Origin of the sequence: Polaromonas sp. YR568 (assembly GCF_943369675.1) — a bacterium.
GTDB lineage: Bacteria > Pseudomonadota > Gammaproteobacteria > Burkholderiales > Burkholderiaceae_C > Polaromonas.
This window is the reverse complement of the sequence record NZ_CALROB020000043.1, coordinates 20,453-42,837: the sequence shown is the minus strand read 5'-3', so window position 1 is coordinate 42,837 and position 22,385 is coordinate 20,453. Positions and strand designations below refer to the sequence as shown.

The following is a 22,385-nucleotide window of genomic DNA, read 5'->3' as shown; positions in this document are numbered from 1 at the left end:
TTGGACTGCTCGGCCATCTTGACCTGCAGGTCCATGAAACTCTGGACGTTTTTTTCCAGGTAAGCGCCCATGAAGCTCTGCATCGCATTACCGTAAAAACGGATGATATTGGCCAACACGGCCTCGGTGAACATGGGCTCGCCGCCGGACTCTTCTTCGAGGATGATCTGCAGCAGGATGCTGCGCGTCAGGTCTTCGTTGGTCTTGGCATCGCGAACCACAAAATCGGCGCTGTCCATCACCAGCTGGCGCACTTCCGTGAGCGTGATGTAGGTCGATGTCTCCGTGTCGTAGAGCCGGCGGTTCGGGTACTTTTTGATCACGCGGGACGCCGCAGCCTTGCCGGCAGCCCGGCCGCTTTTGGCGCCGGGATTGCCCTCGGCAACGTCCTCAGCCTGTGAAGGCGGAAGGCCGGATGCCGGGCTGGTGGATTTGCTTTTTGGCACTGATTTCTCCTCTGAATGACGACCAGCGTCGTAACGCCGGGGCTCGATACATTCTAGGAATTCTGATGTACTCAATCCCCTTGGTTTACCCTGTGTGATGGGCTTGCATCACATTGATGCAAAGCCTGGACAGGAACCGTTTTTGGGAATTGGTAGGCGCGATTGGACTCGAACCAACGACCCCCACCATGTCAAGGTGGTGCTCTAACCAGCTGAGCTACGCGCCTAAGGACTGTTCGAAGCTCGTATTGTAGCAAAGCAAAACGTCTATCTTGGCCTGCCCTCAAAAAATGCCGAAAAAAGAATGCGGCTACGCTTACCGCCGCCGCGCGGACCTCACGCCCGGCACCTCGGCGACGACGGCCAGCACCTGGTTGAGGCGGCCCGATTGCGCCACTTCCACAGTGAAAGTCATCCACGCCGTGCCGCCGCGGTTGTCTTTCACCGACTGGGTCTGCACGCCGATCACATTCATTTTTTCCTTGGCGAACACTTCGGAAATATCGCGCAGCAAGCCCTGCCGGTCGGCCGCCTCGACGGCCACGTCCACTGGATAGACCGCGCCGTCGGGCGTCTTGGGCGAATTCCATTCCACCTCGATCACGCGGTCCGGGCTGCCGCCGGCCATGTTGCGGAAGTTGCTGCAGTCGCTGCGGTGGATGCTCACGCCCTTGCCCTTGGTGACGAAGCCGAGGATCTCATCGGGCGGCGCGGGCTTGCAGCATTTGGCCAACTGGGTCAGCAAGGATCCCATGCCGACGACCAGCACACCGCCGGCGCCTTTCTTGGCGTTCGGGCTGGGCGCGCGTGCTTTTTTTGCCAGCACGTAATCATCCTGGCTCAACACCGGCTCGGGCGGCCTGAGCATGTTTTCTATCGTGCGCAGCGACAACTCGTCCTTGCCCACAACCTCAAACAAATCATCCGCCGCCTTGAAGCCCAGTTGCGCCGCCAGGTCGTCCAGCTTCATCGCCGTCTTGCCTTCGCGCTGCAGCAGTTTTTCCACCGCCTCGCGGCCCCGCGCCACCGTCTGCTCCATGGCCAACGCGTTGAACCAGGCGCGCACTTTGGACTTCGCGCGGTGGCTGCACAGAAAACCCAGTTCCGGGTTGAGCCAGTCGCGCGAAGGCCCGCCTTCCTTGACGGTGATGACTTCCACCGTCTGGCCGTTTTGCAGCGGCGTGTTGAGCGGCACCATGGCGCCGTCGATGCGCGCGCCGCGGCAGCGGTGCCCCAGGCTGGTGTGCACGCTGTAGGCGAAGTCCACGGTGGTCGCGCCCTGCGGCAGTTCCACGATGGCCGCGTCGGGCGTCAGCACATAGATGCGATCCTCGAACAGGCCCTGCTTGTCGTCACGCGCACGCTGGGCGGCCGGGCCCGAGAGGTCGCGCTCCCAGGCCAGCAGTTGCCGCAGCACGGCGATTTTGGCGTCGTACTCGCTGCTGGCGGAGACGCCGCTGTAACCCTTGGTGCCGGCTTCCTTGTAAGCCCAGTGCGCGGCGACGCCGTGCTCGGCATGGTCGTGCATGGCCTGGGTGCGCACCTGGATTTCCACCGCCCTGCCCGCCTCGTCGCGCACCACGGTGTGCAATGACTGGTAACCGTTGGTCTTGGGCTTGGCGATGTAGTCGTCGAACTCACCGTCCACCGGTGTGAAGCGCGAATGCACAAAACCGAGCGCTGCATAACAGCCCTTCACATCGGCGGCAATCACGCGTAGCGCGCGGATGTCGAACACCTGCTCGAAGTCCAGCGACTTGCCGCGCATCTTCTTGACGATGCTGTAGATGTGTTTGGGCCGCCCCTGCACCAACGCGGCGATACCGTTCTGGTTCAGCTCGCGCTCCAGCTGCGCGCGTAAAGCCTCCATGAAGCCTTCGCGCTCCACCCGTTTTTCGTCCAGCAGGCGGGCCGTCTGCTTGTAGGTGTCGGGCTCCAGGAAACGGAAAGCCAGGTCTTCCATCTCCCATTTGATCTGCCAGATTCCCAGGCGGTTGGCCAGCGGCGCGAAAACGTGCAGCGATTCGTGCGCCAGCGACATCGGCGCGGTCTGCCGGGTCGCGGCATAGTGCCGCAGGGTCTGCAGGCGGGACGCCAGCCGCAGCATCACCACGCGCAAATCGCGCGAAAACGCCAGCAGCATCTTGCGCACGTTTTCGGTCTGCGCGGCCGGGTCGTCCAGCAGTTGCGCCTTGGCATCGGCGCCGCGTGCCTGGCGCTGCACCTGTACGAGCTTGGTGGTCTCTATCGCCAGCGCGGCGTAGTTGGCGCCGAAGGCTTTGGTGATGACTTCCTGCGGCTTGGTGAGGTGCTGGCAGGCATAGACCAGATAGGTCGCCGCCTGCATGGCTTCGGAGCCGCCTATGGTTTTCAGGATGGCTGCCACCGCATCGGCATGGGCCAGGATGTTCTCGCCCGTGTCGTGCGTTTCGCTGGCGATCAGGGGCTCGGCGAACGCGCGCGCGCGCGCCAGCGCATGCGGCTGGTCCGGCAGGCTGTCGGCCGTGGCGGTCACGATGGAGGCGTTCGCCCCCTGGGAGGCTGTCGGGCCGCCGGGCCCGACCACATTGCTTTTCATGAAACTTCAATCAAATAGTTGCAGGCGTCACCCCAGCAGAAAGCCTGTGACGGCGGCGAGCTGGTCCGCGGCGATCAGCGTGGGCGCATGTCCCACACCGTCAAATTCGACGACGCGGGCCCGCGGCCCGCGCTGCGTCATGGCCTGGGCCGTCTCGGGACTGAGCAGATCAGACTGCCGGCCCCGTATCACCAGGGTTTCGGCCTTGATATTGTCGTAGAGCTGCCAGAGCATGACTTCACCCTGGCGCGCGGAGTCCTCGGTTTCCTGCCTGAAAGGCACGGCGATGGTCGGGTCGTAATGCAGCCGCCACTTGGCATCGGCGTCCTCCGAGACGCGCCTGAGCATGGGCCGCGACAGCGCCAGCCATTGCTCGGGCGTGTGCGGGCCGAAGCTTTGGGAAATCGCCCACATCGCATCGGCGGCTTCCTGCACCGAGCCGAAGTGGCCGGCCTGCCCCAGATAGGTGCCGATCCGCACGATGGCCTGCCACTGGATGGCCGGGCCCACGTCGTTCAACACCAACCGGCGCACCGGCGCCGGTAATGGCAGACCGGGCGTTCCGCACACCGCCACGCCGATCAGGCCGCCCATGCTGGTGCCCACCCAGTCCAGCGAGCTAACCGGCGCCTGGGCGTGCAGCTGGCCCAGCATTGCCAGCATGTCGCCGGCGTAGGTGCGCAATTGGTAAACCATGGGGTCCTTGAGCCAGTCGCTTTCGCCGCGGCCCACCACGTCGGGACAGATTACACGGACGTCAGCCTGCCCGGACAAGGCACGCGCCAGCGTATCGAAATCACGCCCCTGACGGGACAGGCCATGCACGCACACCACCACATGCGCGCTGTCGGGCCGGCCCCATTGCCAATAAGCCATGCGGTGGCCGCCTGTGGCGTCAGGGCAATTTACGTAGTGCAGGTCAGCTTGGGTCATGGTGCGGCAGTTCAATGAAAGGCTTGATAATTGCTTGAGAAATGGACCCGGCGCAACCTGTACGGCACGCCGCTCGCAATCCCAGTTCAACCATCGTAAATCATCCGGAGAAACAATATGCTCAAAGGTAAAACAGCCCTCGTCACCGGCTCTACCAGCGGGATAGGCCTGGGCATCGCCAAGGCGCTGGCGGCGCAGGGCGCCAACATCGTCATCAACGGCTTCGGCGACGTGGACGGCCCCAAAGCCGAGGTGGAGGCGCTGGGCGCGCGCGTGGCCTACCACGGCGCCGACATGAGCAAGCCCGCCGACATCGCGGACATGATGCGTTATGCCGCCGCCCAGTTCGGCCAGGTCGACATCCTTGTCAACAACGCCGGCATCCAGCACGTGGCCCGCGTCGAGGACTTTCCGGTCGAAAAATGGGACGCCGTGATCGCCATCAACCTGAGCAGCGCCTTCCACGCCACCCGGCTGGCGCTACCCGCCATGCTGGCCGCCGACGGCGGCAAGGGCTGGGGCCGCATCCTCAACGTGGCCTCGGTGCACGGCCTGGTCGGCTCGGCCGAAAAATCCGCCTACGTAGCCGCCAAGCACGGCATCGTCGGCCTGACCAAAGTCACCGCGCTCGAAAACGCCACCACCGGCGTCACCTGCAATGCGATTTGCCCCGGCTGGGTGCTGACACCCCTGGTGCAAAAACAGGTGGACGCCAAGGCCGCAGCCGGCAACATCAGCAACGAGGCCGCCACCCGACAACTGCTGGGCGAAAAAGAGCCCTCCATGCAATTCACCACACCCGAAGAACTGGGCGCGCTAGCGGTGTTTTTCTGCTCGCCGGCAGGCAACAATGTGCGCGGCGTGGCGTGGAATATGGACGGCGGCTGGGCCGCGCAGTAAACGCCTTTCGCTTTACAGCAGCCGGATCACGTAATCGCCGATTGCCAGCGAACTCGTGAGGCCCGGCGATTCGATGCCGAACAGATTGACCAGGCCCGCCACGCCGTGATCAGCCGGCCCCTGGATCATGAAGTCTTTGGCAGCTTCATGCGGCGCCTGGATCTTGGGGCGTATGCCGGCATAGCCCGGCGTGAGCGCACCGTCTGCCAGCGCGGGCCAGTATTTGCGCACCTCGGCGTAAAAGGCCTCGCCGCGCGCCGGGTCCACCACCAGGTCGCCGGGCGAATCCACCCATTGCACGTCAGGGCCGAACTTGGCCTGGCCACCCATGTCGACGGTGAGGTGCACGCCCAGGCCTGCAGCTTCGGGCATGGGATAGATCAGCCGGCTGAAGGGTGAGCGGCCGGGCAGCGTGAAGTAGTTGCCTTTGGCGTAATGGCTGGGCGGCACGTGCTGCGGCGGCAGGCCGGCAAAGCGGCCGGCCAGTTGCTGCGCATGCAGGCCGGCGGCGTTGACGACGGCGGCGGCCTGCAATTGAGTGCCGTCTTCAGCGGTGAGATAAATTCCTTCTTGCGTGCATTCCGCCTGGGCCAAAGGCGAGTTCAGCACCACCATGCCGCCCGCGTTCTCAAGGTCACCTTGCAGCGCGAGCATGAGGCCATGGCTGTCGACGATGCCGGTGCTGGGCGAATGCAGTGCGGCCACACATTCGAGTTGCGGCTCCAGTGCGCGGGCCTCATCACGCGTCAGCAGCACCAGGTCATCGACACCGTTGGCGGCGGCCTTTTCGCGTATGCCTTGCAACTGCGCGACCTGCGCCTGGCTGGTCGCCACGATGAGCTTGCCGCAGCGCCTGTGGCCTATGCCGCGTTCGGCGCAGTAGGCATACAGCAGGGCTTTGCCTTCCACGCACAGCCTGGCCTTGAGCGAGCCTTGGGGGTAATAGATACCGGCGTGGATGACTTCGCTGTTGCGCGAGCTGGTGCCCGTGCCTATGGCATCGGCGGCTTCCAGCACCATGACCTCCCTGCCCTGCAAAGCCAGCGCGCGCGCGACGGCCAGCCCCACCACGCCCGCGCCTATCACCACACAATCGACCTGGTCCATCAGCAACCTTCGAAACCTTCAATGACGTTGACGGCATTGGTGCCGAGTTCGGCGGCGGCATAACCGCCCTCGAGGACAAACACCGTGGGCAGGCCGAGCTTGCCAAGGCGCTCGCCGAGGCGGATGAAGTCTTGCGGCTGCAGCGCGAATTTGGAGATCGGGTCTTCGGCGAAGGTGTCCAGCCCCAGCGACACTACCAAGGCGTCGGCGCTGAAGGTGGCGATGCGCAGGCAGGCCGCTTCCAGCGCCTCGAACCAGCGCGGCACTGTGCAGCCGGCCGGCAACGGCAGGTTGAGGTTGAAGCCCGCGCCCTCGCCTTCCCCGGTTTCGCCGGCATGGCCGAGGTAGAAGGGGTATTCGGTCATCGGGTCGCCGTGCAGGCTCACAAACAGCACGTCGGCACGGTCATAAAAAATACTTTGTGTGCCGTTGCCGTGGTGGTAGTCGACGTCGAGGACGGCGACGCGGTCCGCACCGCCGTCGCGCAGGCCCTGGGCAGCCACGGCGGCGTTGTTCAAGAAGCAGTAGCCGCCCATGAAGTCGGCCCCGGCATGGTGGCCAGGCGGGCGGCTGCAGCAGAAGACAGCGCGCTCGCTGTGGCTGCCGAGCAAGGCGGCGGCGCTGGCGGCGGCGTCCGCGCCGGCCTTGGCGGCCTGCCAGGTGCCGGCCGACAGCGGCGAACCGTTGTCCATCGAATACAGCCCCAGCCGCGCGGTGAAGTTGGCGGGCTCCACGTCGCTGCGCAGGGTGCGCACCGGCCATACCGAGGGAAAAGGCTGGCGGCCGTCATTACCGGCTTCCAGCGCAACCCAGTCACGCCAGGCGTGTTCCAGAAACGTCAGGTAGCGGACCGTGTGCACCTTGGCCAGCAGCGCGCGGCTGTCGGCGTGCGGCGTGCGCAAGACATGGCCGCGCTGGCTCAGGCGCGTTTTGACGTATTCGGCGCGGGCCGGTGTTTCAAAGCAGGGCACGCGTTCGCCCCGGAAGAATTCATACTGCGGCGCATGGGCGTGATGGGTGTCGCTGAAGAAAGTGAGCATGGGGGCCGAAGGGTTGGGCAAAACAAACGCGGGCCAGGCCCGGGGGATTCACAGCGTGCGCGGGTCGGTTTTGAGCAGCAGCTCGACCAGCGAGCGCAAGCTGGCCTTGAGCGATTCGGCGCCCGGCGTCAGCGCCAGCGTGCTTTCGTCCATGTACAGGTTACGGTTGATCTCAAGCTGGATGCTGTGCCGGTGTTCGCCCGGATTGCTGTAGCGGCGAACCAGCTCCACGCCTTTATAGGGGTGGTTGTAGGCCACGCTGTAGCCGAGCGCCTTCAGGTGTTCGCACACCAGGCGCGACAAGGCCTTGCCGGCCGTCGTGCCTTCGCGGTCGCCCACGACGAAGTCGGCGTGCGCCTCGCCGGGGAAATCCGTGGCGCTGCTGGAGGCCACCGCGGGCATGGAATGGCAATTGATGTGAAGGCTGTAGCCGTGCCGGGCGTGGGCTGCGTCAATCGCTTGCGCGACGGCCGCGTGATACGGCGTCCAGCATTGGGCTATGCGCGCCTGGATTTCCGCCACCCCGAGCTTGCGGTCGTACAGCGGCACCCCTTCGTCGGTGGTGCGCCAGATCAGGCCTTTGCCGAGCCGCACCTTGGACATGACTTTGGGATCGGTCTCCACCGGCCCGGGCCAGGGCGCGTCGAGCAGGCTGACGTCCATTTCGGTCGTGTTGCGATTGGCGTCGAGATAGCTGCGCGGGAAGTGCGCCTCTATCCAGTGCACACCCAGGGCGGGCGCGAAGTGGTAGAGTTTTTCGACGTGGGTGTCTTCGGCGCTGCGCAGCACGGCGAGTTCGCAGGCGTGCCTGAAATCAGCCGGGTAGGCCGTTCCGCTGTGGGGGGAATCCAGGACCAGCGGGGTGCTTCCGGGCAGGTGGGTGATGAACTGCATGCCCTGACTTTAGCACCGCAAAAATCGGGTCAAAAGCATCACAAGGCGCTGCGCCATGACGCCTGCTCCACACGCAAACTTCCGCTTGTCCTACAGGGATATAACTTTTGCACCCACAAGAGCGCGCATGCCCGGCCTTTAAATTTCACGACGGAAATCAAACAACACGCGGCCGTTTCGTTGTCAAAACGTGACGCCGGTTATTCACCCACAGAAGGAAGCACCATGCCCTCATTGACCCGCACTTTCTCCGCCACCGTCCTGGCCGTGGCCGCCCTTGCAGCCGCCACGGGCGCACAAGCCCAGGACAGCTCAACGTCCAGCGGCAACAGCTACTCGAGTAACTACTCGTTTTACGCACCCGGCTCGCGCTATTTCGGCCTCAACATCGGCCAGTCTGACTTCTCACTGCCCAACGGCACCGGCGCCTTTCCGTCGGACAACAAGGACACCTCGTACAACATCTACGGCGGCAGCTACTTCAACAACAATTTCGGCCTGGAACTCGGCTACACCGATTTCGGCAAGGCCAACCGCGCGGGCGGCCAGACCGAGGCACAGGGCATCAACCTGAGCCTTGTCGGACGCCTGCCGCTGAGCAACTCCTTCAACCTGCTGGGCAAGCTGGGCACGACCTACGGCCACACCCGCGTGTCGGCCTCGCCGGCCTCGGGTATTGCTTCGGGCTCCGAAAGCGGCTGGGGCGTGTCTTACGGCGTAGGCGCCGAGTGGGCTTTCACCCCCGCCATGTCGGCCGTGCTGGCATGGGATGAGCATGACCTGAAGTTCACCGGTACCGGTAACCAGCGCATCAGCACCACCAGCCTGGGCCTGCGCTACCGCTTCTGATGAAAGCCGGGCGCGCCTGACGCGCCCCTGGCCACCGGCCCGCACGCCTTCACAGGCTGCGGGCTTTTTCACGCCACGATTTTTACCGCCCCGGCCGGCGCCAGCATCTCCTGCAACAGCCATGTGCCGGCTCGACCCAGCGGCCGCTGGCGCGACCACACGGCGTCGACAGGCACGCGCCGCGGCCAGCCGCGCGCATCCAGTTCGTGGAGCTTGCCCGTGGCAAAGCGCGTGACCATCCAGCGCGGGATCGCAGCCCAGCCGAACCCGAGCACGGCCATTTCCATCAACATCAGGTAGCTGGGCGCCGACCAGGCGCGGCGCGACTGCGGCAGGCCCTGGGCGCCCGGCTCCATATAGGTATCGAGCCGCAGTTCGCGAAAATTGGCCAGCACGTCCGGCGTCACATCCTTCCGGCTGGCCAGCGGGTGGGCGGTGGCGACAAACAAGGTGATTTCAGACTGCTCGGCAATCGTGGCCGAGCCGACGTCGGGCGGATAGGCACTTTGCGCCGCCACCACGCCAATGTGCGCGCGCCCGGTTTGCACCAGCGACACGAGGTCGCCGTGCTCGGCGATCAGGCATTCAAATTCGAGGTCGGGAAAGCGCTGCTCAAAGGCCAGCAGCATTTCCTCGAACCGGTCGGACTGGTAAGTATCGGACCAGACCACGCTGAGCTTGGGCTCCATGCCGTTGCCGAGCTGGCTGGCGGCGCGGTCCAGGCGGTCGCTGGCGGCCAGGATGTCCTGCACCTTGCCTAACAAGACCCTGCCAGGCTCGGTCAGGGCCGGCTTGCGGCTGCTGCGGTCGAATAGCGCGAGGCCCAAGTCGATTTCCAGGTTGGCGATCGCGCTGCTGACGGTGGACTGGCTTTTGCCGAGCTTGCGCGCCGCAGCGGAAAACGAACCCAGCGTGGCGGCCTCGGCAAACGCGGTCAGGGCTTCCGGTGAATGTCGCATGGCGCAACTTTCTATCTGTTTTATCGATGGTTATTGATTTTAATGTATTCGAATAAGCGATGAAAATACCGTCATGGCTCGCCGGGGCATCTGTCCCCAAGACCGGTTAATCCGCAAGAAAGCACCCCATGAGTCTCCAAAAATCCGTGAAAGAACGTTTTTTCCACGCACTCGGCTTTGAAGTCCTGGCCATCGCCCTCTGCGCACCCCTGGGCGCCTGGTTGCTCGGCTATTCGCTGGCGCACATGGGCCTGCTGACCTTGATGGTCTCGCTGATGGCCATGAGCTGGAACATGGTGTTCAACGCCCTCTTCGACCGGGCCCAACGGCGCATGGGCTTTGAGCGCACCCTGGCGGCGCGCGCCGTGCATGCGGTGCTGTTTGAAATCGGGCTGATCATCGCGGTGGTTCCGCTGGCCGCCTGGTGGCTGGACATCGGCCTGTGGGAGGCCTTTGTGCTGGACATCGCGATCGTGCTGTTCTTCCTGCCCTATACCTTCGGTTTCAACTGGGCTTACGACTACCTGCGCGCCAAGGTCGTCGCCCGCCATCACCGACAGAAGCAGAAGGAGAAGGCCTGCGCTTCGGCGGCGTGAATGCCAGGGCCGCCGTATCTTTGACCGCCCCGCTCCATCACTTCATCTGCACAGAGCCCGACACGGTCACCAGCACCGTGCTTTTGCCGGCCTCCACGGGAATCGACGCGTCCGACATTTCGGCTTTGGCCGACATGGCCAGCATGCGCGGGCGCGGCGGGCTGCCCTGGTCGTTGGCATTGATCGAGACTTCACGCAGCGTGTAGCTGGAAAACCCGAAGTTGCGCGCCACTTCGCCGGCTTTGGCCTTGAAGCGCTCGATCGCCTGGGCCTGGGCATCACCCTCCACCCTGGCGCGCTGTTCGCGGCTCAGCGCGAAGCCGACGTTGCTCATGGTGAGGGTCTGGATCTTGCCCGCCGTTCCGGTGATGCGGGGAAAGTCCTTGCCTTCCAGCACCAGCTCGGTGGAGCCTTGCCAGCCGTTGATCTTGCCGTCCTTGTTGTAGCGCGGGTACAGGCTGAAGTTGCCGGTGCGCACATCCATCTGGCCCGGCGCGGCCGCCTGCTTGGCCTGTGCCAGCGCGGTATCCAGCGCCTGCTTGAGCTGGGTCTGCACAACGCCGGCATCGGTGCCGTCACGCGTGGTGCTCAAGGAAATCGACAGCAAGTCCTGCTGCACCTCGACAGAGCCGCTGGCCGACAGCTGGGCCACGTTCTGCAGGATTTCGTAAGGCATCGCTTGCTGGGCCATGGCGGCTGGCGCCAGCGCGGCACCGGCAAACAGGGCACATACGGCTATCAGGGTGGGAGTTCGCATCAGGGAAACCTTTCGGGGAGTTGCTTCAGCAAGGGGCTGAAAAGAAGAGGAGAGAAGTCATGAACATCTGCAGGGTTGGCGCCTTTTTTCCGGCTTTTGCAAGTCATTCGGCCCTTTGCGTTGCGGCAGCCGATATGGCAATTTCGGGCCGGGCAGCATTTTGTTTACGGCGGGTAACGCGCTGCAGCGCTATGGCGCGCGGCGGCAACCGGCCATTCTTGCACGCAGTTTTGACAATGCCTGTAGGCGTAATTCCATATCTCTCCCTGCGTGGCAATAACAGTTGCACATGGCCGCAACTTTTGTAACAGTGTGTCAAAGTGACTGAAAAACGAGACATCGCGTGTTTTCAGCCTTCAAAATGGCTCTGTTACAAATTACCAGACGACTATGACCCAAGCTCAACCCAATGCCCGTGCCGACAAAATCCTGATCCTTGACGACGATGCCCGCATCCGCGACCTGCTGCGCCGCTACCTGGCCCAGGAGGGTTTTGAGGTCATCCTGGCCGAAGACAGCAAGGCGCTGAACCGCATCATGCTGCGCGACGCCGTTGACCTGATCGTGCTGGACCTGATGATGCCCGGCGAAGACGGCTTGTCCATCTGCCGCCGCCTGCGCGCGGCCAATGACCGCACCCCCATCATCATGCTGACCGCCAAGGGCGAAGACGTGGACCGCATCGTCGGCCTGGAAGTCGGCGCCGACGACTATCTCGCCAAGCCCTTCAACCCCCGCGAACTGCTGGCCCGCATCCACGCCGTGCTGCGCCGCCGCCCGACCGCCGAAGTGCCCGGCGCGCCGTCCAGCGACCAGGAAGTCATCACTTTCGGCCCCTTCTCCTTCGACATGGGCCTGCGGACCCTGCACAAGAACGGTGAAGAACTGCCGCTGACGACCGGTGAATTTGCGATGCTCAAAACCTTGGTGCGCCACCCGCGCCAGCCCCTGTCGCGCGAAAAGCTGGCGCAGCTGGCCCGCGGCCGCGAGTTCGAGCCTTTTGACCGCAGCCTGGACGTGCAGGTCTCGCGCCTGCGCAAGCTGATTGAGGTGGACGCCGCTGTGCCTCGCTACATCCAGACGGTCTGGGGCATAGGCTACGTGTTCGTTCCGGACGGAACTAACTAACCCCCACGCTTTTCACTGCGCCTTCGGCTTCGTGTAATGCGCTGCCCCCCGAGGGGGCCGCCCGCCTGCGGCCTGGCAAAGCCAGTTCCGCGGCTCATGCTGGCTTGAAGAATTCCAGCGCCAGTGGGACCGCCTTCACACGACGCGCGCCCGCAACAGGCGACAACAGCTTGCTTGCGGCCGCGCAGGCTTATCGTGCTAACGTCCATTGATTGATTGATTGATCGCCTGCATTCACGGCACGTACCCGATACCCTTATGGACGCAACCAACCCGGCTCCCCTTGAAACCGCCCCCGCACCGCTGGAAATGCGCCCGCTGCGGGGCTTCAGCCTGTTCTGGCGGACTTTTTTCTTTCTGTCCCTGCTGTTGTTCGGCTCCATCGTGGCCTGGCTGCAAACTTTCCGGGCCCTGGAATCGGAACCGCGCGCCATCCAGAGCGCGCAGCAACTGGCCTCGCTGGTCAACCTGAGCCGGGCAGCGCTGCGCTACTCCGACTCCATCGCCCGCGTCTCGCTGATCAAAACCCTGGCCGACGAAGAACGCGTGCGCATCACGCCGCGTGAACCGAAAGACAAATTTGAGCTGTTCGAAAGCGACGAGCTGGGCGAGCGCACCGCCGAAGAACTCAAGGCGCGGCTGGGCAACGGCACTGTCGTGGCCAGCACCGTCAACGGCCAGAAAGGCCTGTGGGTGGGCTTTGCCATCGACGGCGACTCTTACTGGCTGCTCACCGACCCGTCCAAGATAGGCCCTTCCCGCAACAGCACCTGGGTCATCTGGCTGATCACCGCGGCGGCGCTGTCACTTGCGGGCGCGGCCTTCATCGCCCGCCTGATCAACCGGCCGCTCAAGCAGCTGTCATTTGCGGCCAGCCGCATGCGCGACGGTGATTTCGACGCCAGCCTGCTCGACGAAAAAGTCGCCACCAGCGAGATCCGCGAAGTCAACATCGGTTTTAACCGCATGGCCGAGCAGCTGTCCAAGATCGAACAGGACCGGGTCATCATGCTGGCCGGGATTTCGCACGATTTGCGCACGCCGCTGGCGCGCCTGCGCCTGGAAACCGAGATGAGCGTCGCCGACGCCGATGCGCGTGAGCACATGGCATCCGATATCACGCAACTGGACGCCATCATCGACAAATTCCTGGATTACGCCCGGCCCGAGCCGCCGCGGCTGGAGCGGGTGTCGCTCAATGCCGTGGTCGATGCGGCGGTCTATGCCGTGGCCGACTACGAAGACATGCGCGTCACCGTCACCATTCCGGCCGACATGGCGGTGCTGGCCGACGAGGTCGAGCTCTCGCGCGTGATTTCCAACCTGCTGGAAAACGCCAGGCGCTACGGCAAGACGCCTGAAACCGGCATCGCGCTGGTGGACATCGCCGCCAAGAGCCGCGACCAGTGGGTACTGATCAAGGTGCGCGACCACGGCATGGGCGTGGCGCCGGAAACCTTGTCCAAGCTCACGCGCCCCTTCTTCCGCGGCGACGCCGCCCGCACTGCGGCCACAGGCGCGGGCCTGGGCCTGGCGATCGTCGAAAAAACGGTGCACCGCATGGGCGGCGTGTTCGGCCTGGCCAACACCGGCTCGGGCGGCCTGGCGGCGCACATCAAGCTGCGCCGGAATTAAGCGCTTAGAGCCGTTCACAAAACCCAGCGAAGCGGTCCTGGCTAGGCGCGTCGCCGCAGACAGTGCATGGGGCCTGTTAGCCCTGTGTTTGCAAGATGCGTTGCGAGTCAAAAAGGCCTTGAGCAAGGCGCAAAACGCAGGCGGGGTAATCCCCGTCAAGGCTTTGCAACGCCGCGCAAGGCCTTTTTGATCGCAACCCAAAGGGAATGGGGCGAAAACGGTGCCACTCGGCGTTGCGCTCCTCACCCAGACTCCCGGTCTGGGATTCGTCGCGCGCCTTGATTGGCGCCGTTTTCGCCCCATTCGCATTTGCAAACACAGGGCTAACAGGCCCTGGCACGGCAAGGCGGCGCAACAACGCCAGGAGGGTTTTGTGAGCGGCTCTAGTACAGCAGCACCACCGCGCGGGCTTCCATGCTGAGCCCCTGGCCCACCGGGCCCAGCTTCTCGGCCGTCTTGGCCTTGACGTTCACCTGCCCCACTTCCAGCCCCAGGGTTTTGGCGATGTTCGCGCGCATGGCCGTGATGTAGGGAGCCAGCTTGGGCGCCTGGGCGATCACCGTGCTGTCGATGTTGGCGATGGTGTGGCCGCGCTCTTTCAGCAAGCGGCCCACTTCGGCGAGCAGCACCGACGAGTCCGCGCCCTTGAAGCGCGCATCGGTGTCGGGGAAGTGCGAGCCGATGTCGCCCAGCGCCGCGGCGCCCAGCAGCGCGTCGGTGATCGCGTGCAGCAGCACGTCGGCGTCCGAATGCCCGAGCAGGCCCACGGTGTGGGGAATGTCGACCCCGCCGATGATGAGCTTGCGCCCAGGCACCAGCGCGTGCGTGTCCCAGCCCTCGCCGATTCGAAAGTTGACGCTGCTCATGCCTGCCTTTGTTGGGTTGTGATGGATTGGGGGACTACTTGCCGCGCCTGTCGAAAATGGCCTCCGCCAGGGCGAAGTCTTCCGGGTAGGTGACTTTGAAGTTCTCGGCGCTGCTGCCCACCAGCCGGGGCGCCAGTCCCACCGCCTCCATCGCGCTGGACTCGTCGGTGACGCGGTCCCCGGTTTTCTCCAGTGCATTGATCAGCATGCCGATACGGAACATCTGCGGCGTCTGCGCCAGCCATTTTTCGCTGCGGTCTATGGTGCTCGCGACGCGGCCGCCGTACTCGCTTTTGAGCGTGTCCGGCAGCTTTTGCGCGAGCAGGCCGCCCACGGCGTCGTCGCGGCAGGCGGTGATCAGGGCTTCAATCTGCCCGGGCATCACCAGGCAACGCGCGGCGTCATGCACCAGCACCCAGTCGTCCAGGGTCGCGCCGCCGGCCTGCGCCACCATGGCCTTCAGGCCGTTGAGCACCGTGGCCGCGCGCGTCGCGCCACCGCCCGGGAACAGGTGTTCATTGGCCTGGTTGTAATCGGGAAACACGCTGAGGAACTCCTCATCGGACGGCGAAACCACCACCCAGAGCGCGGCAAAGGTGCCCGAAAGCGCCCGGAAAGCCTGCACCGTATGCCGCACCATGGGCTGTCCGGCAATCAGCTGGTATTGCTTGGCCTGGGCCGTTCCGGCGCGGCTTCCCTGCCCCGCGCACGGAATCAGGGCGAAAAAACGGGCATCGGAACGGGTATTGGCGCGGCTTGTCGTCATAACTTCATCATAGATTCTAAAATCGGGGGATTGAACGCAGGCACCCCACTCCGGATGGTTTGGGGTGCCTGCCTTTTGCCGATTGATTTTCGCCCGAACAGATTCAGCCAGAACTTCGCCACGCGCCGCTCAATGCACCTACCCCCACTCGTCTCCGGTAAACGCTACACCCTGCCCCAGCCCGCCGGCTCCGCGGATGCCCTGCTGCTGGCACGCCTGGGCACCCGCGAGAAAGCCGCCGGCAAGCTGACCGCCATCATCACCTCGGACGCCACCACGGCCCAACGCCTGATGGACGAGATCGCCTTCTTCGCGCCGGACTTGCGCTGCGCGCTGTTCCCCGACTGGGAAACCCTGCCCTACGATACCTTCTCGCCGCACCAGGACCTGATCAGCGAACGACTGGCCACGCTGTGGCGCATCCAGCAGCGAGACAAGGAAACCGGCGCCGACGTGGTCATCGTGCCGGCCACCACGGCGCTTTACCGCCTGGCGCCGCCCAGCTTCCTGGCCGGCTACACCTTCCAGTTCAAGGTCAAACAAAAGCTCGATGAAACGCGCCTGAAGGCCCAGCTCACGCTGGCCGGCTACAGCCACGTCACGCAGGTGGTCAGCCCCGGCGAATATGCGGTGCGCGGCGGGCTGATCGATTTGTTCCCCATGGGCTCCCTCGTGCCTTTTCGCGTCGACCTGTTCGACGACGAGATCGACAGCATCCGCACCTTCGACCCCGACAGCCAGCGCAGCCTCTACCCCGTGCCCGAAGTGCGCCTGCTGCCGGGCCGCGAATTTCCGATGGACGACGACGCGCGCGCCAAATTCCGCAGCCGCTGGCGCGAACTGCTGGACGGCGACCCGACCAAAAGCCGCATCTACAAGGACATGGGCAACGGCGTGGCCACCGCCGGCATCGAGTACTACCTGCCGCTGTTCTTCGAAGAAACCGCCACGGTGTTCGACTACCTGGGCAGCGATGCCACGGTGGTGCTGCACGGCGACCTGGAACCCGCCTTCCAGCGTTTCTGGCAGGACACCAAAGACCGCTACCGGCTGGTGTGCGACGCGCCCGACCGCCCGGCGCTGCCGCCCGAGTCGCTGTTCCTGGGCATAGAGCAGTTCTACGCGCGCGCCAACGACTACGCCCAGCTGGCGATACGCGCCACGGTGGAAGACGTGGCCGACAACGCGCAGTTCCAGAAGCTCGGCGAAATGGCCGTGGTGCGCGGCGCCGAAGACCCGCTGGCCAAGTTCAAGGGCCATGTGCGCAACACCGCCCACCGCGTGCTGGTGCTGGCCGAAAGCGAGGGCCGGCGCGAAAGCCTGCTCGACTTCCTGCGCGCCAGCGCCGTCAGCCCGCCGGCCTTTGATTCGCTGGCCGATTTCCAGGCCAGCGACGAAAAACTCGGCATCGCCACCGCGGGGCTGAACACCGGCTTCAGCTGGCTCGAGGAAGGCATCGACTTCATCACCGAGACCGAACTCTTCGCAGCCGGCGTCACGGTGCGCCGCCGCAACAAGAAGCAGGAGCAGGTCAGCGACGTCGAGGCGCTGATCAAGGACCTCTCGGAACTCAACGTGGGCGACCCGGTGGTACACAGCGCCCACGGCATAGGCCGCTACCGCGGCCTGATCAACATGGACCTGGGCCAGGGCACGAACGCCGACGGCACGCCGCTGCTGCAGGAGTTTTTGCACCTCGAATACGCCGACAGCGCGACGCTCTACGTGCCCGTCAGCCAGTTGCACCTGATCAGCCGCTACACCGGCGTCAGCGCCGAGGAAGCCCCCCTGCACAAGCTGGGCAGCGGCCAGTGGGAAAAAGCCAAGCGCAAGGCCGCCGAGCAGATCCGCGACTCGGCCGCCGAGCTGCTCAACATCTACGCCCGCCGCGCCGCGCGTGAAGGCCATGCCTTCCGCTACTCGCCCGGCGACTACGAGACCTTCGCCAACGACTTCGGCTTCGAGGAAACCGCCGACCAGCGCGCCGCCATCCACGCGGTGATCCAGGACATGATCAGCCCCCGGCCCATGGACCGGCTGGTCTGCGGCGACGTGGGCTTCGGCAAGACCGAGGTTGCACTGCGCGCCGCCTTCATCGCCGTCACCGGCGGCCGGCAGGTGGCCCTGCTGGCGCCCACCACCTTGCTGGCCGAGCAGCACTACCAGACGCTGGTGGACCGCTTCGCCAAGTGGCCGGTCAAAATCGCCGAGATGAGCCGCTTCCGCTCCGGCAAGGAAATCACCGCCGCCATCAAGGGCCTGGCCGACGGCACGGTCGACATCGTGGTCGGCACGCACAAGCTGCTGAGCCAGGACGTGAAGTTCGAGCGCCTGGGCCTGCTCATCATCGACGAGGAGCACCGTTTCGGCGTGCGCCACAAGGAGGCCATGAAGGCCATGCGCGCCGAGGTCGACGTGCTGACGCTGACGGCCACGCCGATTCCGCGCACGCTGGGCATGGCGCTGGAAGGCCTGCGCGACCTCAGCGTGATCGCCACCGCGCCGCAGCGCCGCCTGGCCATCAAGACCTTTGTGCGCAGCGAAAACAACGGCGTGATCCGCGAGGCCGTGCTGCGCGAACTCAAGCGCGGCGGCCAGGTCTACTTCCTGCACAACGAGGTTGAGACCATCCAGAACCGGCGCGAAAAGCTCGAAGAGATATTGCCCGAAGCCCGCATCGCCGTGGCGCACGGCCAGATGCCCGAGCGCGAGCTCGAGCGCGTGATGAAGGACTTCATCGCCCAGCGCTACAACCTGCTGCTGTGCTCCACCATCATCGAGACCGGCATCGACGTGCCGACCGCCAACACCATCGTCATGAGCCGCGCCGACAAATTCGGGCTGGCGCAGTTGCACCAGCTGCGCGGCCGCGTGGGCCGCAGCCATCACCAGGCTTATGCCTATTTGATGGTGCCCGACATCGAGGGCTTGACCAAGCAGGCCAGCCAGCGTCTCGAGGCCATTCAGCAGATGGAAGAGCTCGGCTCGGGCTTTTACCTGGCCATGCACGACCTGGAAATCCGCGGCACCGGCGAGGTGCTGGGCGAAAACCAGAGCGGCAACATGCTGGAAGTCGGCTTCCAGCTCTACAACGAGATGCTCAGCGAAGCCGTGGCCTCGCTCAAGGCCGGGCGCGAGCCCGACCTGCTGTCGCCGCTCAGCGTGACCACCGAAATCAACCTGCACGCCCCCGCCCTGCTGCCCAACGACTACTGCGGCGACGTGCACCTGCGCCTGTCCTTTTACAAAAAACTGGCCACGGCCAAGAACACCAACCAGATCGACGCGCTGCTCGAGGAAATCGTCGACCGCTTCGGCAAGCTGCCGCCGCAGGCGCAGACGCTGATCGACGTGCACCGCCTGCGCGTGATCGCCAGGCCTTACGGCGTGGTCAAGGTCGATGCCGCGCCCGGCGCCATCAGCATCACCTTCAAGAAGGACCCGCCCATCGATTCGATGGCCATCATGCAGCTGATCCAGAAGAACCGGCACATCCGGCTGGCCGGCAACGACAAGCTGCGCATAGAGCGCGAGTTCGACAATCCCAAGGACCGCGCGCAGATGGTGCGCGACGTCCTGCGCTCACTCGGTAAACCCACCACGCCCACCACGGAAGCCACTCCCGCATGACCCCCGCAGAAATCTCCCCCGGCCTCGTCGTCAACGTCTCCACGCCCGACCTGAAGCTCAGCGACTTCAAGCTGATCGCCTTTGACATGGACTCCACGCTGATCAACATCGAGTGTGTCGACGAGATCGCCGATGCCGCCGGCCGCAAAGCCGAGGTGGCCGCCATCACCGAAGCCGCCATGCGCGGCGAGATTGCCGACTACAAGGAAAGCCTGCGCCAGCGCGTGGCCCTGCTCAAGGGGGTCAGCGTCGCCAGCATGGACCTGGTCTACCACCAGCGCCTCAAGCTCAACCCCGGCGCCGCCGAACTGGTGCACGCCTGCAAGGAAGCCGGCATGAAGGTGTTGCTGGTCAGCGGCGGCTTCACCTTTTTCACCGACCGCGTGCGCGACGAACTCGGCATCGACTACACGCGCTCCAACGTGCTGGAGGTCGAGGACGGCTTCCTCACCGGCCGCATGGTGGACCAGCCCTGGGGCGACATCTGCGACGGTGACGAAAAGCGCAAGATGCTGCTGGAGACCTGTGGAAACCTCGGCATCAACCCGCTGCAGGCGATTGCCATGGGCGACGGCGCCAACGACCTGCCCATGATGGGCGTCGCCGGCCTCTCCGTGGCCTACCATGCCAAGCCGCGCGTGCGCGAGCAGGCCATGGTGGCCATCAATGAGGGAGGCCTGGACCGCCTGCTGGAGCTGGTGAAGTAACCAGACACAGGCCGCCCCGACAACGAAAGAAAGCACCCACCGCACCGATGTTGTTCAGAAAATTCGAGAAACTGCTACACGCCTACCCCGAGGGCGAGCCCACCCTGCCGCCCAAAGGCTTCATGGCCTTTATCTGGGCCTGCAGCCGCGGCGCGCGCGGCTACATCCTGCTGCTGGCCTTGTTGTCGGCGGCGATGTCGGCCTTCGAGGCCCTGATGTTCGCCATGCTGGGCCGCATCGTCGACTGGCTGGGCAAGGCCGAGCCGGCGCGCCTGTGGATTGACCACGGCCCCACGCTCACCGTGCTGGCCTGGATCGTGGTGGCCAGCATCGTCGTGGTGGCACTGCAGACCATCGTCAAGCACCAGACCATCGCCATCAATTTCCCCATGCGCCTGCGCTGGAACTTCCACCGCCTGATGCTGGGCCAGAGCATGGCTTTCTACCAGGACGAGTTCGCCGGCCGCCTGACCACCAAGGTCATGCAGACGGCGCTGGCCGTGCGCGACACGCTGTTCGTGCTGGCCGACGTGCTGGTCGCCATGGCCGTCTACGTGGCCACCATGACGGTGCTGGCGGCCGCCTTTGACACCAAACTCATCGCGCCTTTCCTGGTCTGGTTGGCGCTCTACATCGCCGCGCTGTTTTTCTTCGTGCCGCGACTGGGCCGCATCGGCAAGCAGCAGGCCGACGCCCGCTCGCTGATGACGGGCCGCATCACCGACGCCTACACCAATATCACCACCGTCAAGCTGTTCTCCCACACCCAGCGCGAGGCCGCTTTCGCCCGCTCGGCCATGCAGGAGTTCATGCACACCGGCTACAGCCAGATGCGGCTGGTCAGCGCCTTTGAGATCGTCAACCACGCGCTCAGCATGGGCCTGATCCTCGGCATGGCCGGCACCTCGTTGTGGCTGTGGAGCCTGGGCCAGGTCGGCGCCGGCGCCGTGGCCGCCGCCACCGCCATGGCGCTGCGCCTGCAGGGCATGTCGCACTGGATCATGTGGGAGATGACCAGCCTGTTTGAAAGCGTGGGCACCGTGCAGGACGGCATCAATACGCTGTCACGCCCGCGCGTGATCGAAGACAAGCCGGACGCCGCCGTGCTCGACGTGCCGCGCGGTGAAGTGCGCTTCGACAATATCGGCTTCAGCTACGGCAAAGGCTTGCGGGTCATTGACGGTCTCACGCTGACCGTCAAGCCCGGCGAAAAGATCGGCCTCATAGGCCGCTCCGGCGCCGGCAAGTCAACACTGGTCAACCTGCTGCTGCGCTTCCACGACCTGGACGCCGGCCGCATCCTGATCGACGGCCAGGACATTTCCGCGGTGACGCAGGACAGCCTGCGCAGCCACATCGGCATGGTGACGCAGGACACCTCGCTGCTGCACCGCTCGGTGCGTGACAACATCACCTACAGCCGCCCCACGGCCACCGAAGAGGAAATGCGCACGGCGGCCCGGCGCGCCGAGGCCGACGGTTTTGTGGAGTACCTGAGCGACCCCAGCGGCCGCAAGGGTTACGACGCCCACGTCGGTGAGCGCGGTGTAAAGCTGTCGGGCGGCCAGCGCCAGCGCATCGCGATCGCGCGCGTGATGCTCAAGGACGCGCCCATCCTGCTGCTCGACGAAGCCACCAGCGCGCTCGACTCCGAAGTGGAAGTCGCCATCCAGGGCAGCCTCAACACCCTGATGCAGGGCAAAACGGTGATCGCCATCGCCCACCGCCTGTCCACCATCGCCGCGATGGACCGCCTGATCGTGCTCGACCAGGGCCGCATCGTCGAGGAAGGCGACCACCGCACCCTGCTGGCCAACGGAGGCCTCTACGCGCGGCTGTGGGCCCACCAGAGCGGCGGTTTCCTGAGCGACAACCTCGAAGAGGAAGCGCTGGCCGCCTGAGCCGCCGGCGCCCGCAACGGGCCGCGGCCAAGCGGCGCAGTGAATCTGGTCGTCAGGCCAATGCGGCCAGGCGCTCGGCCGCGTCTTTCTTCCCCATGGTTCGAAGGGCCGCAATCCCCGGCAGGTTCGCCGCGCGCGGCCTGGCCTTGCCAGCCTCCCATTTGTAAATAGATTGTCCCGATGCGCCCACCAGAAGGCCGCAATCGTGGGCCGACAGGCCAAGCCGGCGCCGCTGGCTGGCCAGGCTCTTGGCGCTGAACCTTGAAGCACTCGCGGGCTCGTCCTGCTCAACGGCCGCCCGCGGGCTCCCGGGGCGGGATTTTCCGAGTTGCCGCACCTTCTGCTCCAAAGCGCGAACATTGCGCTTGAGTGCGGCGATTTCTCCGCGGTGGGCGTTGACGGCCTTTTTCAGGCTTTGCGTTTCCGCGCGGACTTCCTTGCGGGCTACGCGGGCGATTTCATTCTTGAGAAGCGTTGCAATATTTGGCATGGGTGAAGGGTCCATCGAAGTTTCGTCCGGCCCCAAGGTTATCACCAAGCGCCGGGCACCCGGACCGCCGGAAGCGGCGCCAGTGGGCAGCCTGCCGGTCGCCCCGCGCCTGCTACCCGAGATAACCTGACTCTTTCGCCACTTTCCAACCAATTTTGTCCGCATGCGGACAATCTCAACTGAGACCTCCGGATGCGGGCGGC

19 protein-coding genes and 1 tRNA gene are annotated in these 22,385 nt (G+C 64.8%); 8 read left to right on the top strand and 12 right to left on the bottom strand.

The genetic code is table 11. The features are described from left to right. The 4 genes from phaR to ACLV8F_RS19955 all read right to left on the bottom strand — a co-directional run. Nucleotides 1-323: polyhydroxyalkanoate synthesis repressor PhaR (phaR, locus tag ACLV8F_RS19970; protein ID WP_411885947.1), on the bottom strand; the 323-nt coding region annotated here is incomplete at its 3' end. A 273-nt stretch (nucleotides 324-596) separates the two neighbouring features. Beyond that, nucleotides 597-673, bottom strand: a tRNA-Val gene (locus ACLV8F_RS19965). An 89-nt stretch (nucleotides 674-762) separates the two neighbouring features. Then, nucleotides 763-3,024 carry a RelA/SpoT family protein gene (locus ACLV8F_RS19960; RefSeq protein ID WP_411885945.1) on the bottom strand — a complete coding sequence of 754 codons (2,262 nt, stop codon included), beginning with the start codon at nucleotides 3,022-3,024 and terminating at the stop codon, nucleotides 763-765. Between the two features lie 27 nt (nucleotides 3,025-3,051). Beyond that, the gene (locus ACLV8F_RS19955) at nucleotides 3,052-3,957 is read right to left on the bottom strand and encodes an alpha/beta fold hydrolase (protein ID WP_411885944.1); all 906 of its coding nucleotides are present in this window, start codon (nucleotides 3,955-3,957) and stop codon (nucleotides 3,052-3,054) included. 117 nt (nucleotides 3,958-4,074) lie between these two features. On the opposite strand from ACLV8F_RS19955, the gene ACLV8F_RS19950 reads away from it, so the two are divergent. Then, nucleotides 4,075-4,857, top strand: coding sequence for a 3-hydroxybutyrate dehydrogenase (locus tag ACLV8F_RS19950; RefSeq protein WP_411885943.1), 783 nt, complete (start codon nucleotides 4,075-4,077; stop codon nucleotides 4,855-4,857). A gap of 12 nt (nucleotides 4,858-4,869) precedes the next feature. On the opposite strand, the gene ACLV8F_RS19945 is transcribed toward ACLV8F_RS19950, so the two are convergent. Genes ACLV8F_RS19945 through ACLV8F_RS19935 form a run of 3 tightly spaced genes read right to left on the bottom strand, consistent with a single transcriptional unit; the run spans nucleotide 4,870 to nucleotide 7,898 of the window. Further along, nucleotides 4,870-5,964, bottom strand: coding sequence for an NAD(P)/FAD-dependent oxidoreductase (locus ACLV8F_RS19945; RefSeq protein ID WP_411885942.1), 1,095 nt, complete (start codon nucleotides 5,962-5,964; stop codon nucleotides 4,870-4,872). Next, on the bottom strand, nucleotides 5,964-7,004 hold the full coding sequence (locus tag ACLV8F_RS19940) for a histone deacetylase family protein (RefSeq protein WP_411885941.1): 1,041 nt from the start codon (nucleotides 7,002-7,004) through the stop codon (nucleotides 5,964-5,966). Before ACLV8F_RS19940 ends, ACLV8F_RS19945 begins: the two co-directional genes overlap by 1 nt. A 48-nt stretch (nucleotides 7,005-7,052) precedes the next feature. Beyond that, on the bottom strand, nucleotides 7,053-7,898 hold the full coding sequence (locus ACLV8F_RS19935; RefSeq protein ID WP_411885940.1) for an N-formylglutamate amidohydrolase: 846 nt from the start codon (nucleotides 7,896-7,898) through the stop codon (nucleotides 7,053-7,055). Between the two features lie 225 nt (nucleotides 7,899-8,123). On the opposite strand from ACLV8F_RS19935, the gene ACLV8F_RS19930 reads away from it, so the two are divergent. Beyond that, on the top strand, nucleotides 8,124-8,747 hold the full coding sequence (locus ACLV8F_RS19930) for an outer membrane beta-barrel protein (protein ID WP_411885939.1): 624 nt from the start codon (nucleotides 8,124-8,126) through the stop codon (nucleotides 8,745-8,747). A 68-nt stretch (nucleotides 8,748-8,815) separates the two neighbouring features. Here the strand turns inward: ACLV8F_RS19930 and ACLV8F_RS19925 are convergent, their stop codons facing one another. Continuing rightward, nucleotides 8,816-9,706 carry a LysR family transcriptional regulator gene (locus tag ACLV8F_RS19925; RefSeq protein WP_411885938.1) on the bottom strand — a complete coding sequence of 297 codons (891 nt, stop codon included), beginning with the start codon at nucleotides 9,704-9,706 and terminating at the stop codon, nucleotides 8,816-8,818. 128 nt (nucleotides 9,707-9,834) lie between these two features. On the opposite strand from ACLV8F_RS19925, the gene ACLV8F_RS19920 reads away from it, so the two are divergent. After that, on the top strand, nucleotides 9,835-10,302 hold the full coding sequence (locus ACLV8F_RS19920; RefSeq protein WP_411885937.1) for a multidrug/biocide efflux PACE transporter: 468 nt from the start codon (nucleotides 9,835-9,837) through the stop codon (nucleotides 10,300-10,302). 37 nt (nucleotides 10,303-10,339) lie between these two features. Here ACLV8F_RS19920 and ACLV8F_RS19915 read toward each other — a convergent pair whose 3' ends face one another. After that, nucleotides 10,340-11,059, bottom strand: coding sequence for an SIMPL domain-containing protein (locus ACLV8F_RS19915; RefSeq protein WP_411885936.1), 720 nt, complete (start codon nucleotides 11,057-11,059; stop codon nucleotides 10,340-10,342). A gap of 390 nt (nucleotides 11,060-11,449) precedes the next feature. Between ACLV8F_RS19915 and ompR the strand changes: the two genes are divergently transcribed. Both ompR and ACLV8F_RS19905 read left to right on the top strand, forming a co-directional pair. Further along, nucleotides 11,450-12,187 carry a two-component system response regulator OmpR gene (ompR, locus tag ACLV8F_RS19910; RefSeq protein ID WP_007866319.1) on the top strand — a complete coding sequence of 246 codons (738 nt, stop codon included), beginning with the start codon at nucleotides 11,450-11,452 and terminating at the stop codon, nucleotides 12,185-12,187. Nucleotides 12,188-12,445: 258 nt separating this feature from the next. Beyond that, nucleotides 12,446-13,822: an ATP-binding protein gene (locus tag ACLV8F_RS19905; RefSeq protein ID WP_411885935.1), complete on the top strand. Its 1,377-nt coding sequence runs from the start codon at nucleotides 12,446-12,448 to the stop codon at nucleotides 13,820-13,822. 383 nt (nucleotides 13,823-14,205) lie between these two features. Here ACLV8F_RS19905 and ispF read toward each other — a convergent pair whose 3' ends face one another. Together ispF and ispD are read right to left on the bottom strand one after the other, a co-directional pair. Next, complete coding sequence (ispF, locus tag ACLV8F_RS19900; RefSeq protein WP_411885934.1) at nucleotides 14,206-14,688, bottom strand: 2-C-methyl-D-erythritol 2,4-cyclodiphosphate synthase; 483 nt, start codon at nucleotides 14,686-14,688, stop codon at nucleotides 14,206-14,208. Between the two features lie 34 nt (nucleotides 14,689-14,722). Further along, a complete protein-coding gene (gene ispD / locus ACLV8F_RS19895) occupies nucleotides 14,723-15,454 on the bottom strand; it encodes a 2-C-methyl-D-erythritol 4-phosphate cytidylyltransferase (protein WP_411885933.1) in 732 nt (243 codons plus the stop codon). A 132-nt stretch (nucleotides 15,455-15,586) separates the two neighbouring features. Here ispD and mfd point away from each other — a divergent pair, with 132 nt between their 5' ends. Genes mfd through ACLV8F_RS19880 form a run of 3 tightly spaced genes read left to right on the top strand, consistent with a single transcriptional unit; the run spans nucleotide 15,587 to nucleotide 21,692 of the window. Beyond that, the gene (mfd, locus tag ACLV8F_RS19890) at nucleotides 15,587-19,084 is read left to right on the top strand and encodes a transcription-repair coupling factor (protein ID WP_411885932.1); all 3,498 of its coding nucleotides are present in this window, start codon (nucleotides 15,587-15,589) and stop codon (nucleotides 19,082-19,084) included. After that, entirely contained in the window at nucleotides 19,081-19,791 is a 711-nt protein-coding gene (gene serB / locus ACLV8F_RS19885) for a phosphoserine phosphatase SerB (RefSeq protein WP_411885931.1), read from the top strand. Before mfd ends, serB begins: the two co-directional genes overlap by 4 nt. 47 nt (nucleotides 19,792-19,838) lie before the next feature. Then, entirely contained in the window at nucleotides 19,839-21,692 is a 1,854-nt protein-coding gene (locus ACLV8F_RS19880; RefSeq protein ID WP_411885930.1) for an ABC transporter ATP-binding protein, read from the top strand. Nucleotides 21,693-21,744: 52 nt separating this feature from the next. Here ACLV8F_RS19880 and ACLV8F_RS19875 read toward each other — a convergent pair whose 3' ends face one another. After that, complete coding sequence (locus ACLV8F_RS19875; protein ID WP_411885929.1) at nucleotides 21,745-22,218, bottom strand: helix-turn-helix domain-containing protein; 474 nt, start codon at nucleotides 22,216-22,218, stop codon at nucleotides 21,745-21,747. Nucleotides 22,219-22,385: the final 167 nt, after the last annotated feature.

Excerpts from the sequence above, each read along its gene's own strand:
- ACLV8F_RS19880 (WP_411885930.1), top strand. The coding sequence starts at position 19,839 with ATGTTGTTCAGAAAATTCGAGAAACTGCTACACGCCTACCCCGAGGGC.
- ispD (WP_411885933.1), bottom strand. The coding sequence starts at position 15,454 with ATGACGACAAGCCGCGCCAATACCCGTTCCGATGCCCGTTTTTTCGCC.
- ACLV8F_RS19930 (WP_411885939.1), top strand. The coding sequence starts at position 8,124 with ATGCCCTCATTGACCCGCACTTTCTCCGCCACCGTCCTGGCCGTGGCC.
- mfd (WP_411885932.1), top strand. The coding sequence starts at position 15,587 with ATGCACCTACCCCCACTCGTCTCCGGTAAACGCTACACCCTGCCCCAG.
- ompR (WP_007866319.1), top strand. The coding sequence starts at position 11,450 with ATGACCCAAGCTCAACCCAATGCCCGTGCCGACAAAATCCTGATCCTT.
- ACLV8F_RS19945 (WP_411885942.1), bottom strand. The coding sequence starts at position 5,964 with ATGGACCAGGTCGATTGTGTGGTGATAGGCGCGGGCGTGGTGGGGCTG.
- ACLV8F_RS19935 (WP_411885940.1), bottom strand. The coding sequence starts at position 7,898 with ATGCAGTTCATCACCCACCTGCCCGGAAGCACCCCGCTGGTCCTGGAT.
- ACLV8F_RS19950 (WP_411885943.1), top strand. The coding sequence starts at position 4,075 with ATGCTCAAAGGTAAAACAGCCCTCGTCACCGGCTCTACCAGCGGGATA.
- ACLV8F_RS19955 (WP_411885944.1), bottom strand. The coding sequence starts at position 3,957 with ATGACCCAAGCTGACCTGCACTACGTAAATTGCCCTGACGCCACAGGC.
- ACLV8F_RS19915 (WP_411885936.1), bottom strand. The coding sequence starts at position 11,059 with ATGCGAACTCCCACCCTGATAGCCGTATGTGCCCTGTTTGCCGGTGCC.
- ACLV8F_RS19905 (WP_411885935.1), top strand. The coding sequence starts at position 12,446 with ATGGACGCAACCAACCCGGCTCCCCTTGAAACCGCCCCCGCACCGCTG.
- ACLV8F_RS19925 (WP_411885938.1), bottom strand. The coding sequence starts at position 9,706 with ATGCGACATTCACCGGAAGCCCTGACCGCGTTTGCCGAGGCCGCCACG.
- ACLV8F_RS19920 (WP_411885937.1), top strand. The coding sequence starts at position 9,835 with ATGAGTCTCCAAAAATCCGTGAAAGAACGTTTTTTCCACGCACTCGGC.
- serB (WP_411885931.1), top strand. The coding sequence starts at position 19,081 with ATGACCCCCGCAGAAATCTCCCCCGGCCTCGTCGTCAACGTCTCCACG.
- ispF (WP_411885934.1), bottom strand. The coding sequence starts at position 14,688 with ATGAGCAGCGTCAACTTTCGAATCGGCGAGGGCTGGGACACGCACGCG.
- ACLV8F_RS19960 (WP_411885945.1), bottom strand. The coding sequence starts at position 3,024 with ATGAAAAGCAATGTGGTCGGGCCCGGCGGCCCGACAGCCTCCCAGGGG.
- ACLV8F_RS19940 (WP_411885941.1), bottom strand. The coding sequence starts at position 7,004 with ATGCTCACTTTCTTCAGCGACACCCATCACGCCCATGCGCCGCAGTAT.